Consider the following 12,789-nt stretch of genomic DNA (forward strand, 5'->3'; position numbering starts at 1 on the left):
CTGACGTCAAAAAACAAATTCAGCTTAAAAGTCCCGCTGCGCAAAGGCTAAACTGCCTCCCATTCCGAGACCCTCTTCGTCCGAGCCTGCGAGCCGGTTTGAGCTGACATGACCCGCACCCATGAAATCCGCCCCGATCTGGACGAGGGAATCGACCGCAAGGTGCTCAGCCAACTGCGCGCGCGTTTTCTCAAACTCAATGAAGGTCGCCTTGGCCGGGCACTCGAAGGTCTCTCGACCCGCCAGCAAGGCGTGCTGACCCTGCTGCCGCTGTTCTTCCACGTCAATCATCCGCTGCTGCCGGGTTATGTTTCCGGCAGCACGCCAGCCGGGCTGTCCAACTACGAGCCGGATGCCAATGCGCTGGCCGAAGCACAGCGCCTGACCCGTTCGTTCTCTTACAAGCCGCGCCACGGCAGCAACCCGCCACGGCCGATTCACGGTCTGTTCCTGATGGGCAGCCTCGGCACCCTGGCTCAGGCCGATCAGAGCGACATGGACGTGTGGGTCTGCCATGCACCGGACCTGAGCGACAACGAACTCGCCGAGCTGCGCAAAAAATGCCAGCTCCTCGAAGCCTGGGCCGCGACCCAAGGCGCCGAGGCGCATTTCTTTCTGATCGACCCGGCACGCTTCGTCAAAGGCGAACGCGACACCCAGCTCAGCTCCGAAAACTGCGGCAGCACTCAGCACTATCTGCTGCTGGACGAGTTTTATCGCACCGCGATCTGGCTGGCCGGACGCACCCCAATCTGGTGGCTGGTGCCGGTCTACGAAGAAAGCGCTTACGACCTGTATACCCACACTCTGCTGTCCAAGCGCTTCATTCGCGCCGACGAGACGCTTGATCTCGGGCATCTGGCGACGATTCCGCCGGGCGAGTTCATCGGCGCTGGCCTGTGGCAATTGTTCAAGGGCATCGAATCGCCCTACAAGTCGGTGCTCAAGTTGTTGCTGACCGAGGTCTACGCCAGCGAACACCCGAACGTGCAGTGCCTGAGCCTGCGCTACAAGCAAGCCGTGTTCGCCAATCAGTTGGATCTGGATGAGCTGGATCCGTACATGGTGGTGTACCGACGCATCGAAGAATACCTCAGCGCCCGCAACGAACCGGAGCGCCTGGAGCTGGTGCGACGCGCGCTGTACCTCAAGGTCAACCGCAAGCTCACCGGCAACAGCCGCACCCAGAGCTGGCAGCGCTCACTGCTGGAACGCCTGGCGCACGAATGGCATTGGGATCAGCGCCAGCTGGCCTTGCTCGACAGCCGCAGCCAGTGGAAAGTCCGCCAGGTCAGCGCCGAACGCCGCGCCCTGGTCAATGAGCTGAACTACAGCTATCGCTTCCTGACCCAGTTCGCCCGCAGCGAACAGACTGTCAGCCTGATCAACAAGCGCGACCTGAACGTGCTCGGTCGTCGCCTGTACGCCGCGTTCGAGCGCAAGGCCGACAAGGTCGAATTCATCAATCCCGGCATCGCCCCGGATCTGGCCGAAGACACCCTGACGCTGGTGCAATCACCGAACAAGAAAGAGCCCGGGCAAACCCAGTGGGGTTTGTACAACGGCAGCCTGAACGCGCTGGAGTGGGAGCACTTCGCGCCGATCAAGCGCAGCCGCGAGTTGCTTGAACTGCTGACCTGGTGCCATCGCAACGGCGTGATCGACAGCAGCACCCGACTGGCGCTGCACCCCGGCACCAGCGACATGAGCGAGTTCGAGTTGTTCAACCTGCTCGGCAGCCTGCAGCAGTGCATCGCCCTGCCCTTGCCGACCGTTGCCGAAGAACCGCTGCTGCGTGCTGCGGTGCCGAGCGAAGTGCTGATGCTGGTCAACGTTGGTGTCGATCCGCTCAAGCATCACCGCGACCTGAATATCCTGATGACCACCGAGCGCACCGACTCGCTGAGTTACGCCGGGGTGCGCGAGAACCTTGTACTGACCCTCGATCAGGTCACGCTCAACAGCTGGAACGAAGTGTTGGTCAACCGTTTCGACGGCCCCCACGCGTTGCTCGATTGCCTGCGCGACTACCTCAACAACCTGCCGCGCGGCCCGCAGCAGCCGTCATTGAAGGTGCGCTGCTTCTGCCACAACCGCGCACAGTTCATTGCCCGGCGCGTCGAAGAAGTCATCGACACCGCGCAGACCCTGCTGCTCAGCGAACTCAATCACCGCTACCTGATTCAGGTGCAACAGCACTATCACGTGCTGGAACTGGTGCCGGGACAGGTCAACCATGTCGCTCTCGCCACCCTGCCGGCGCTGCTCGATTATCTGGGTGAAGAACAGCCGCGCTACAGCCCGCTGCACCTGGATCCGATGGCGCTGGAGGATCACGACCTCGCGCTGATCCTGCCGATGGGCCAGCCGGAATCAATTCAGGTGTTCTACCGGATCACCGAACAACAGGCCGAACTGTACGTGCTGGATGAGTTCAACGCGCTGTGGCAACAGCATCTGCCGTTTCACGACGAACAGAGCCTGCTGGTGCCGCTGCAGCGTTTTCTGCAATCGATCCAGTACCGGCGTGAAGCGCTGTTGCCGATGGACGGCAGCCCGGCGGTCGGCCTCGAAACCTTGTATTACCAGTTGTTACCTTCAGGCCCCGGGCGCGCGCGACGGGTCGACGCTCGGCCGGCGCCGCAGACGCCGGTCAACAAACCGTTCTACGACGTACAGGCGATCGTCGGCAAAGCTGCACCGGGCGAAGTGCAAGTCACCTTGTATTGCAATCAACGGGAATTCAGCGAGCTGGAACATGGCGACCAGCTGTTTCGCGTGGTCGCCCGGGAGATCGTCGAGCAGCGCCGCGAAACCGAGCGCTATCGCTGCTACATCACCGACCTGGACCTCTCGGGCCTGCTCGGTGATGGTCAGAGTTCAAGCAATCTGTATCTGCGCTACAAGGCTGACCTGGAGCGCGCCCTGAACGAGGCGCTCGAACAAGTCTGAGGCGGGGTCACTCGCGGAATTCACCGCCGTTGGCCGGCTGCGATTCAACTTCCAGCAAGGTCAGTTTCAGGGTCTTGCCACCCGGAGCCGGCCAGTCGATGTGCTGACCGACCTTCAGGCCCAGCAGCGCGCTGCCGACCGGTGCGAGGATCGAGATCTTGCCTTCATCGGCGTTGGCATCCTTGGGATAGACCAGCGTCAGGTGATAGTCCTTGCCACTGCCTTCCTCGCGGCAGTGCACACGGGAATTCATCGTCACGACATCAGCGGGCACTTCATCGTGACCGACCAGTGTATCGGCGCGGTCCAGTTCGGTTTGCAGCGCGATCACGCCCGGCAGCGTGTCATCCAGGCTGTCGATCAGGCGCTCCAGACGTTGTACGTCCAGACGGGTAAGGGTGATGGAAGGTGCGGTCATGATCCGGGCAGACTCCTTTCTTCTGCACACAAAAAAAGCAAAACCCCGCCAAAAAAGACGGGGTTTTCACCAGGCCTCGATGGGTTGAGGCGTGTTCGGACACTATCACAGCTCAAAAAATATACAAGTCACCCACCCGGCCAGCCCTGTAGGAGCAGCCGCAGGCTGCGATCTTTTGATCTTGAATCTTTAAAAGCAAAAGATCGCAGCCTTCGGCAGCTCCTACAGGGAGGTTGCTCGGCGCCTGGCAGCCTGGGCAACGATCACCCGGCGTCGCTCATCGTCCGCCGAGCGCCATTCACGAATGTCTTCGACATGCCGCGCACAGCCCAGGCAGACCTTCTGCTCATCCAGCCGGCACACACCGGTGCACGGCGACGGCACCGCCGGGCTGACATTGCTGTAGAGCGGTTTCGGAGGCCGGACGGGAGCGGTATCAGTCACGAAATCACAGACCTTCGAAGTCGAATTCGACGCCGGCCTGCTGCTTGACGATGCGCTCGAGCATTTCGCCCAGTTGCTCTTCGCTCTTGTCGCACATCCAGCGTTCGCTCTCTTCGTCGTAGTCGAAATGGAAACCGCCGGACACCGCCGCCAGCCACAGCTGACGCAGCGGCTCCTGACGACTGAAGATCAGCTGCGAGCCGTTTTCGAACTTGACGGTCAAGACACCTGCCGAGCTTTCCAGGTCGATATCCAGGTCGCTTTCATCAAAGATGTCTTCCAGTTTTTCCTGGGTTTCATCGACCAGATCATGGAAACGCGCTTCGGACAAACTCATTGTGGCAACCTCAAAAAATGTCTGATCAGGCTCAAGCGCCGCAAGATACGGACGCTGCCGGCCGATTGCAAAGATTAACGACCAAGCACCTGCCCCACTCCCGACACCAAACCCTGCAGGAGTGAGCCTGCTCGCGAATGGCCGGCACATTCAACATTATTGCTGGCGGATACACCGCAATCGCGAGCAGGCTCACTCCTACAAGAGATTGCGGCAATTCGGGCCGCCTTGAACAAGCCCCGCCGGACGGGAACCCCCTCGCATAGGCAAGCTGCCGGGTGGCCGGTATACTCCGGCGCAATTAACGCATTTTCAAGGATTTCGCCATGAAGCGCCTGATCTCTTCCCTTGCTGCGCTCGTCGCGGTCGCCTGCCTCGTTTCGGCCTGTGGTCAAAAAGGCCCGCTGTACCTGCCGGATGACAATCAGGACCCGGCCGAGCAAGCCCAGTCTTCGCAGAAGCAGCCGTCCAAAGCACACAAGCACGACGTTTACCAATAAGGGATCGCCATGGACGCTTTTAACTACCGTGGCGGGGAGCTGTTCGCGGAAGGTGTGGCGCTGTCCGCCATCGCCGACCGCTTCGGCACGCCCACCTATGTCTACTCGCGTGCGCACATCGAAGCCCAATATCTGGCCTACGCCGACGCGCTGGCCGGCATGCCGCACCTGGTCTGCTACGCAGTCAAGGCCAACTCCAACCTCGGCGTGCTGAATGTCCTGGCCCGTCTCGGCGCCGGTTTCGACATCGTTTCCCGTGGCGAGCTGGAACGTGTGCTGGCCGCTGGCGGCAGCGCCGACAAGATCGTGTTCTCCGGCGTCGGCAAGACCCGTGACGACATGCGTCGCGCGCTGGAAGTCGGCGTGCACTGCTTCAACGTCGAATCCACCGACGAGCTCGAGCGCCTGCAAGTCGTGGCTGCCGAGCTGGGTGTTCGCGCACCGGTCTCGCTGCGCGTAAACCCGGACGTCGATGCTGGCACCCACCCGTACATTTCCACCGGTCTCAAAGAGAACAAGTTCGGCATCGCGATTGCCGACGCCGAAGATGTGTACGTGCGTGCCGCGCACCTGCCGAACCTGGAAGTGATCGGTGTCGACTGCCACATCGGCTCGCAACTGACCACCCTGCCGCCGTTCCTCGATGCCCTCGACCGCCTGCTGGATCTGGTCGATCGCCTCGGCGATTGCGGCATCCATCTGCGCCACATCGACCTCGGTGGTGGCCTGGGCGTGCGTTATCGCGATGAAGAGCCGCCACTGGCCGGCGACTACATCAAGGCTGTGCGCGAGCGTCTGAACGGCCGTGATCTGGCGCTGGTATTCGAACCGGGCCGCTTCATCGTCGCCAACGCCGGCGTGCTGCTGACCCAGGTCGAGTACCTCAAGCACACCGAACACAAGGATTTCGCCATCGTCGACGCGGCGATGAACGACCTGATCCGCCCGGCGCTGTATCAGGCCTGGATGGACGTCACCGCGGTCAAGCCGCGCGCCACTGCCGCACGCCAGTACGACGTGGTCGGCCCGATCTGCGAAACCGGCGATTTCCTCGCCAAGGATCGTGAGCTGGCGCTGGAAGAAGGCGACCTGCTGGCCGTGCATTCGGCCGGTGCCTACGGCTTCGTGATGAGTTCCAACTACAACACCCGTGGCCGTGCCGCTGAAGTGTTGGTAGACGGTGATCAGGTTTTTGAAGTGCGCCGCCGCGAAACCGTGGCCGAGCTGTTTGCCGGCGAAAGCCTGCTGCCGGAGTAACCCATGCTGCTGCGTTTTACCAAAATGCACGGCCTGGGCAATGACTTCATGGTTCTCGACCTGGTCAGCCAGCACGCGCATATTCAGCCCAAGCACGCCAAGCAATGGGGCGACCGGCACACCGGTATCGGTTTCGACCAGTTGCTGATCGTCGAAGCACCGAGCAACCCGGACGTGGATTTCCGCTACCGGATCTTCAACTCCGATGGCTCGGAAGTGGAACAGTGCGGCAACGGTGCACGCTGCTTCGCCCGCTTCGTGCTGGACAAGCGCCTGACGGCCAAACGGCAGATTCGCGTCGAGACCAAGGGCGGCATCATCGAGCTGGACGTGCGTAACGACGGCCAGATCGGGGTGAACATGGGCGCGCCGCGCCTGGTGCCGGCGGACATTCCGTTCGACGCACCGGCGCAGGCTACCAGCTACCAGCTGGAAGTCGACGGCACCACGGTCGAACTGGCCGCCGTGTCCATGGGTAACCCGCACGCCGTATTGCGCGTGCAGGACATCAACAACGCGCCGGTACATGAACTGGGGCCGAAAATCGAACACCACCCGCGCTTCCCGGCGCGGGTCAATGTCGGTTTCCTCCAGGTCATCGACCGCAACCGCGCGCAGTTACGCGTCTGGGAACGCGGCGCCGGGGAAACCCAGGCCTGCGGCACCGGCGCTTGTGCGGCTGCAGTTGCGGCCATCAGCCAGGGGTGGATGGATTCGCCGCTGTTGATCGACCTGCCCGGCGGGCGTCTGTCCATTGAATGGGCAGGCCCTGGCCACCCGGTGCTGATGACCGGCCCGGCAGTGCGTGTATACGAAGGACAAGTGCGTCTTTGAGTGAGCAGAAGCCATGACCGATAAGCCTCAGGTACCCGCCCGACAGTCCGACGAATCAGCGTCCGAGAGCCTGGAGGCGGCAGCGGTTGCCGCATACCTGGAGGCTCATCCGGACTTCTTCGTCGAGCACGAAGAACTGCTGCCCGCCATGCGCATTCCCCACCAGCGCGGTGACACCGTTTCGCTGGTCGAACGGCAGATGAGCATCCTGCGCGACCGCAACATCGAGATGCGTCATCGCCTCTCGCAGTTGATGGACGTCGCCCGCGACAACGACCGGCTGTTCGACAAGACCCGCCGCCTGATCCTGTCCCTGATGGACGCCGCCAGTCTGGAAGACGTGGTGATCAGCGTCGAAGACAGCCTGCGCCAGGACTTTCAGGTGCCTTTTGTCAGCCTGATCCTGCTCGGCGACAACCCGGCACCGGTCGGCCGCTGGGTCACCCACGCCGACGCGCAAACCGCGATCGGCGGTCTGCTCACCGAAGGCAAAAGCGTCAGCGGCACTCTGCGTGAACATGAGCTGGACTTCCTGTTCGGCGAAGAACAGCGCAAGCAGATCGGTTCCACTGCGGTGGTCGCCGTCAGCCATCAAGGCATCCACGGCATTCTGGCGATCGCCAGCCGTGATCCGCAGCACTACAAGAGTTCGGTCGGTACGCTGTTCCTCAGCTACATCGCCGAAGTCATGGGCCGCGTGCTGCCACGGGTCAACAGTTCCCTGCGCCCGGTACGCTGATCATGGAACGGCAACTGGACGCTTACTGCGAACACCTGCGCAGTGAGCGACAGGTGTCGCCGCACACTCTGTCGGCCTACCGCCGCGACCTCGATAAAGTCCTCGGCTGGTGCCTCAAGCAGAACATCGGCAGTTGGGCGGCGCTGGATATTCAGCGCCTGCGCAGCCTGATCGCCCGCCTGCATGCGCAGGGACAGTCGTCACGCAGCCTTGCCCGATTGCTCTCGGCGGTGCGCGGGCTCTATCACTATCTGAATCGCGAAGGCCTGTGCGACCACGACCCGGCGACCGGTCTGGCGCCGCCGAAAGGCGAACGGCGCTTGCCGAAAACCCTCGACACCGACCGTGCATTGCAACTGCTGGAAGGTGCGGTCGAGGACGATTTTCTCGCCCGTCGTGATCAGGCGATTCTCGAACTGTTCTATTCCTCGGGCCTGCGCCTGTCCGAACTGACCGGGCTCAATCTGGATCAGCTGGATCTGGCCGACGGCATGGTCCAGGTGCTCGGCAAGGGCAGCAAAACCCGCCTGCTGCCGGTCGGCAAAAAGGCGCGCGAAGCACTGGAGCAATGGCTGCCGCTGCGGGCCATGACCAACCCGGTCGACGACGCCGTGTTCGTCAGCCAGCAAGGTCGGCGCCTCGGCCCACGGGCGATTCAGGTGCGAGTGAAACTGGCCGGTGAGCGCGAGCTGGGGCAGAACCTGCACCCGCACATGCTGCGTCACTCCTTCGCCAGCCACTTGCTGGAATCCTCGCAGGACCTGCGCGCGGTGCAGGAGTTGCTCGGCCACTCGGACATCAAGACCACACAGATCTACACCCACCTGGACTTCCAGCACCTGGCGGCGGTCTACGACAGCGCCCACCCACGGGCCAAACGCAGCAAAGGCGATGATTCATGAGCATCCAGTTGATCACCTTCGACCTCGACGACACCCTGTGGGACACCGCCCCGGTGATCGTAAGTGCCGAAGCGGTATTGCGCGAATGGCTGAGCGAACACGCACCGAATCTGGGCGCGGTGCCGGTGGAGCATTTGTGGGCGATTCGCGAGCGGGTACTGGCCAGCGAACCGGGCCTCAAGCATCGCATCAGCGCGTTGCGCCGACGGGTGCTGTTCCACGCGCTGGAGGAAGCGGGTTACGCCCATGGCGAAGCTTCCGATCTGGCGGACAAGAGCTTCGAAGTGTTCCTGCATGCACGGCATCAGATCGAGGTGTTCCCTGAGGTCGAGCCGACCCTGGAAATCCTCGCCAACCATTACGCCCTCGGCGTGGTCACCAACGGCAACGCCGACGTGCGTCGGCTGGGCCTGGCGGATTACTTCAAGTTTGCGTTGTGCGCCGAAGATATCGGTATCGCCAAACCGGATGCGCGTTTGTTTCACGAGGCGTTGCAGCGTGGCGGAGTGAGTGCTGAAGCGGCCGTGCACATTGGCGATCATCCGGGCGATGACATTGCCGGGGCGCAGCAGGCGGGCATGCGCGCGATCTGGTTCAACCCGACGGGCAAGGTCTGGGAAGCCGATCGGCTGCCGGATGCCGAGATCCGTAGCCTGACTGATTTGCCGGCAGTGCTCGCCCGCTGGAATGCCACCTCCGCCTGACACACAACCGCTTTCTTGTGGCGAGGGAGCTTGCTCCCACTCGGCTGCGCAGCAGTCGTAAAACCAGCCAACAAAATGGCCCTGAAAAACTGGGCTCGCTTCGCGACCCAGCGGGAGTAAGCTCCCTCGCCACAATGTCGCAGTGCACGAGCGCTTTGGTTTCAGGCATGAAAAAGCCCGCAGCGACGGCGGGCTTTTTCAGCAAGCAAGCGACACGCCTCAGATAGGGCGGCTGCCGTACTTGTTGTCCGGCTTCTTGGGCGGATCGGCGACCACGTTGGCCTCCACTTCCTGCACCTTGCCGCCGCGCGCAAGGAATTCTTCCATGGCCTTGGCCAGGGCGTCGCGTTCCTTGTTCTTGGCTTCGATGCTCGGCAACTCGTCGACCGACACCGCAGCCTTGGCTTTGCCTTTGGCAGCCGGGGCCGGCGTTTCGTCACCGCCATCGTCGTCAGCAACGTCTTCCGCTGCTGCTTCCAGGCCTTCCTCGGCCTCGTCTTCGTCGCCTACTTCGAGGTCGTCGTTTTCCAGATCATCGTCGCTCATGTTCTACCTCATGACTTGCGAAAAGCAGATTAGTTATAGACCAGCTTTGGCGACTGTCGAAAGTCGCCGTAAAAAAATCGGTAACCGCTGGTGACCAACGGTTTACGCCCCTTCACCGTGCAGGGTGGCGAGGACTTTACGGGCACCGCCATGATCACGGTGCTCGCCCAGATAAACACCTTGCCAGGTGCCCAGAGCCAGTCGCCCTGCCGAAACCGGCAGACTGATCTGGCAGCCAAGTACGCTGGCCTTGAAGTGCGCCGGGAGGTCGTCCAGGCCTTCGTCGTTATGCTCATAGCCATCTGTTCCTTGTGGGATCAGACGATTGAAAAATCGTTCGAAGTCGCGACGGACCGCCGGATCGGCGTTCTCGTTGATGGTCAACGACGCCGAGGTATGCTGCAGCCACAAATGCAACAGACCGACCCGGCACGCCTTGAGTTCAGGCAGGCCGGCGAGTAACTCGTCCGTTACCAGATGAAAGCCCCGGGGCCGTGCCCGCAGGGTTATCAGAGTCTGTTGCCACATACAGTTCTCCGCACGTTCGGGGCGCATTCTAGCGCGCTCTGGGAAAAAACAAAGGCCCTAATATTCCTGCAATGATGTAAGCCATTGGCCGCAGAAAAACGCGTGTCGTAAACACGACCAAAGCCGTACGAAAAATCCTTTCAGCCACTACCTGAATGACAAATTTCAGACAAAAAAATGCCCGGCAAGCCGGGCAAATTTTTTCGATGCGCGTACTTACAGGTTGTAGCCGCGTTCGTTGTGTTGAGCCAGGTCCAGACCCACTGCCTCTTCTTCCTCGGTCACACGCAGACCCATAACGGCGTCCAGGACCTTGAGGATGATGAAGGTGACGATCGCGGTGTAGATCACCGTGAAGCCGACACCTTTGCACTGAATCCACACTTGAGCGGCGATGTCGGTGACGGTGCCGAAGCCACCCAGCGACGGTGCAGCGAACACACCGGTGAGGATCGCACCGAGGATACCGCCGATACCGTGTACGCCGAATGCATCCAGGGAGTCGTCATAGCCGAGTTTGCGTTTCAGGGTGGTGGCGCAGAAGAAGCACACCACGCCTGCCGCCAGACCGATCACCAGTGCGCCCATCGGGCCAACGGTGCCCGCAGCCGGAGTAATCGCCACCAGACCGGCAACCACACCCGAGGCGATGCCCAGAGCACTTGGTTTGCCGTGAGTGATCCACTCGGCGAACATCCAGCCCAGAGCCGCTGCAGCGGTTGCAATCTGAGTGACCAGCATCGCCATGCCGGCGGTGCCGTTGGCGGCTGCGGCGGAGCCTGCGTTGAAGCCGAACCAGCCAACCCACAGCATCGCCGCGCCCATCAGGGTGTAACCGAGGTTGTGCGGCGCCATCGGGGTAGTCGGGAAGCCTTTGCGCTTGCCCAATACCAGGCAGGCAATCAGACCAGCCACACCGGCGTTGATATGCACCACGGTGCCGCCCGCGAAGTCCAGCACGCCCCAGTCCCACATCAGGCCGCCGTTGCCGGACCAGACCATGTGCGCGATCGGTGCATAGACGAGGGTGAACCAGATGCCCATGAAGATCAGCATCGCGGAGAACTTCATCCGCTCGGCGAATGCACCGACAATCAGCGCCGGGGTGATGATCGCGAAGGTCATCTGGAAGGTGATGAACACCGCCTCGGGGAACAGCGCCGCAGGGCCGGTCAGGCTCGAAGGTGTGACACCGGCGAGGAACGCCTTGCCCATGCCGCCGAAGAACGAGTTGAAATTGACGACGCCCTGCTCCATGCCGGTGGTGTCGAACGCAATGCTGTAGCCATAAATGACCCACAGGATGCTGATCAGACCGGTAATGGCGAAGCACTGCATCATCACGGAAAGAATGTTTTTCGAGCGAACCATGCCGCCGTAAAACAGCGCCAGGCCCGGGATGGTCATGAACAGCACGAGGGCTGTCGAGGTGAGCATCCAGGCGGTGTCGCCGGAATTGAGGACCGGGGCCGCCACTTCGTCTGCCGCCATTGCAAGGCCGGGCATTACGATGGACAACAGGGCTCCTAGCCCTGCGAATTTACGCAGAGTCATATTGTTTTCTCCTGGGGCGTTGGGGTTTGTGGCGGCTTAAATCGCGTCGGTATCGGTTTCGCCGGTACGGATGCGGATCGCCTGTTCCAGATTGACCACGAAGATCTTGCCGTCACCGATCTTGCCGGTGTTGGCCGCCTTGGTGATCGCCTCGATCACCCGATCCAGATCCTTGTCGTCGATGGCCACGTCGATTTTCACCTTGGGCAGAAAATCGACCACATATTCCGCGCCGCGATACAGCTCGGTGTGACCCTTCTGCCGGCCGAAGCCTTTGACTTCAGTAACGGTAATGCCCTGCACGCCGATTTCGGACAGCGACTCGCGCACGTCGTCCAACTTGAACGGCTTGATGATGGCAGTGACTAGCTTCATGAAACTCTCTCCCGAATTGGTGGACTTGCCCCAGGAAAACAAACCCGACTCAAGTCTAAGCGCAGTGCCTGGCTTTGTAACGCATCGTCGGCCATACCTGCCCGACTGACGCCAGCTAACCGCTGCCGACGAAACTCCCCGCTCCGTCTGCTGCACTGCATTCGTCACAGCGACTGCATCAGTGCATGGGTCGAAGGTGACTAAGCAGAAACCTTGCCATCTCGCCAAAATCCCCTGATTTCAATCCCTTGGCCGCTGTCGCAACGCAATGCGCGCGAAACGCCATCCGGATACGCACAACAACGGTGCGTCGCCGTCCGCCCCCCTGCGCGAAAAGCGTGCATCCCTGACCACGGGATTGACTATAGACACTGCGTGATACACTGCCGGCCATTGTTTCCAGGACATCCACCATGCTCGCGCCCAAAGACTTCCTCGACGCCCTGAGCGGCACCGCCTCCCGCCTGTTCAGCGGCGACACCCCGCTGCCGAAAGCCGAAATCGAAAGCCAGTTCAAAATGCTGCTGCAAAGTGCGTTCAGCAAACTCGATTTGGTGAGCCGTGAAGAGTTTGATAGTCAGATGGTTGTATTGGCACGTACTCGCGCTCGCCTCGAAAGCCTTGAGGCCAAAGTCGCAGAGCTGGAAGCCAAGCTGACGCCACCGACCGAGTAAGTCTGCAGACTCTGAGCCAAAGTGC

Annotated in this window: 15 protein-coding genes; 8 read left to right on the forward strand and 7 right to left on the reverse strand. The window is 61.4% G+C overall.

The window, feature by feature from the left end:
- Positions 1 to 108: 108 nt before the first annotated feature.
- Positions 109 to 2,952, forward strand: a complete 2,844-nt coding sequence (locus BW33_RS01905; protein ID WP_047596729.1) for a class I adenylate cyclase — start codon at positions 109 to 111, stop codon at positions 2,950 to 2,952.
- 7 nt (positions 2,953 to 2,959) lie between these two features.
- Here BW33_RS01905 and rnk read toward each other — a convergent pair whose 3' ends face one another.
- From rnk to cyaY, 3 genes are all read right to left on the reverse strand, one after another.
- The gene (gene rnk / locus BW33_RS01910; RefSeq protein WP_047596730.1) at positions 2,960 to 3,370 is read right to left on the reverse strand and encodes a nucleoside diphosphate kinase regulator; all 411 of its coding nucleotides are present in this window, start codon (positions 3,368 to 3,370) and stop codon (positions 2,960 to 2,962) included.
- A 222-nt stretch (positions 3,371 to 3,592) separates the two neighbouring features.
- Complete coding sequence (locus BW33_RS28170; RefSeq protein WP_081794155.1) at positions 3,593 to 3,814, reverse strand: DUF1289 domain-containing protein; 222 nt, start codon at positions 3,812 to 3,814, stop codon at positions 3,593 to 3,595.
- Positions 3,815 to 3,818: 4 nt separating this feature from the next.
- The gene (gene cyaY, locus BW33_RS01915) at positions 3,819 to 4,151 is read right to left on the reverse strand and encodes an iron donor protein CyaY (RefSeq protein ID WP_047596732.1); all 333 of its coding nucleotides are present in this window, start codon (positions 4,149 to 4,151) and stop codon (positions 3,819 to 3,821) included.
- Positions 4,152 to 4,477: 326 nt separating this feature from the next.
- Between cyaY and lptM the strand changes: the two genes are divergently transcribed.
- Genes lptM through BW33_RS01945 form a run of 6 tightly spaced genes read left to right on the forward strand, consistent with a single transcriptional unit; the run spans position 4,478 to position 9,087 of the window.
- Entirely contained in the window at positions 4,478 to 4,651 is a 174-nt protein-coding gene (gene lptM, locus BW33_RS28180) for an LPS translocon maturation chaperone LptM (protein WP_047596733.1), read from the forward strand.
- A gap of 9 nt (positions 4,652 to 4,660) precedes the next feature.
- Positions 4,661 to 5,908 (forward strand): diaminopimelate decarboxylase, encoded by a 1,248-nt coding sequence (gene lysA / locus BW33_RS01925; RefSeq protein ID WP_047596734.1) that lies wholly within the window; start codon positions 4,661 to 4,663, stop codon positions 5,906 to 5,908.
- Between the two features lie 3 nt (positions 5,909 to 5,911).
- Positions 5,912 to 6,742, forward strand: a complete 831-nt coding sequence (dapF, locus tag BW33_RS01930; RefSeq protein ID WP_047596735.1) for a diaminopimelate epimerase — start codon at positions 5,912 to 5,914, stop codon at positions 6,740 to 6,742.
- Between the two features lie 13 nt (positions 6,743 to 6,755).
- Positions 6,756 to 7,481 carry a DUF484 family protein gene (locus tag BW33_RS01935; protein WP_047596736.1) on the forward strand — a complete coding sequence of 242 codons (726 nt, stop codon included), beginning with the start codon at positions 6,756 to 6,758 and terminating at the stop codon, positions 7,479 to 7,481.
- A gap of 2 nt (positions 7,482 to 7,483) precedes the next feature.
- Complete coding sequence (xerC, locus tag BW33_RS01940; RefSeq protein ID WP_047596738.1) at positions 7,484 to 8,383, forward strand: tyrosine recombinase XerC; 900 nt, start codon at positions 7,484 to 7,486, stop codon at positions 8,381 to 8,383.
- Positions 8,380 to 9,087 carry an HAD family hydrolase gene (locus BW33_RS01945; protein ID WP_047596740.1) on the forward strand — a complete coding sequence of 236 codons (708 nt, stop codon included), beginning with the start codon at positions 8,380 to 8,382 and terminating at the stop codon, positions 9,085 to 9,087. Before xerC ends, BW33_RS01945 begins: the two co-directional genes overlap by 4 nt.
- Positions 9,088 to 9,306: 219 nt before the next feature.
- Here BW33_RS01945 and sutA read toward each other — a convergent pair whose 3' ends face one another.
- The 4 genes from sutA to glnK form a co-directional block, all read right to left on the reverse strand.
- Entirely contained in the window at positions 9,307 to 9,633 is a 327-nt protein-coding gene (gene sutA / locus BW33_RS01950) for a transcriptional regulator SutA (protein WP_047596742.1), read from the reverse strand.
- A gap of 102 nt (positions 9,634 to 9,735) precedes the next feature.
- Positions 9,736 to 10,161, reverse strand: coding sequence for a secondary thiamine-phosphate synthase enzyme YjbQ (locus BW33_RS01955; protein ID WP_003229414.1), 426 nt, complete (start codon positions 10,159 to 10,161; stop codon positions 9,736 to 9,738).
- A 216-nt stretch (positions 10,162 to 10,377) separates the two neighbouring features.
- Complete coding sequence (locus tag BW33_RS01960; protein ID WP_047596743.1) at positions 10,378 to 11,715, reverse strand: ammonium transporter; 1,338 nt, start codon at positions 11,713 to 11,715, stop codon at positions 10,378 to 10,380.
- 36 nt (positions 11,716 to 11,751) lie between these two features.
- The gene (glnK, locus tag BW33_RS01965) at positions 11,752 to 12,090 is read right to left on the reverse strand and encodes a P-II family nitrogen regulator (RefSeq protein ID WP_002555808.1); all 339 of its coding nucleotides are present in this window, start codon (positions 12,088 to 12,090) and stop codon (positions 11,752 to 11,754) included.
- Between the two features lie 413 nt (positions 12,091 to 12,503).
- On the opposite strand from glnK, the gene BW33_RS01970 reads away from it, so the two are divergent.
- Positions 12,504 to 12,764 carry an accessory factor UbiK family protein gene (locus BW33_RS01970; RefSeq protein WP_047596744.1) on the forward strand — a complete coding sequence of 87 codons (261 nt, stop codon included), beginning with the start codon at positions 12,504 to 12,506 and terminating at the stop codon, positions 12,762 to 12,764.
- The last annotated feature ends 25 nt before the right edge of the window (positions 12,765 to 12,789 follow it).

The organism is Pseudomonas sp. RIT288 (assembly GCF_000631985.1).
In the GTDB taxonomy this organism is placed as follows: Bacteria; Pseudomonadota; Gammaproteobacteria; order Pseudomonadales; family Pseudomonadaceae; genus Aquipseudomonas.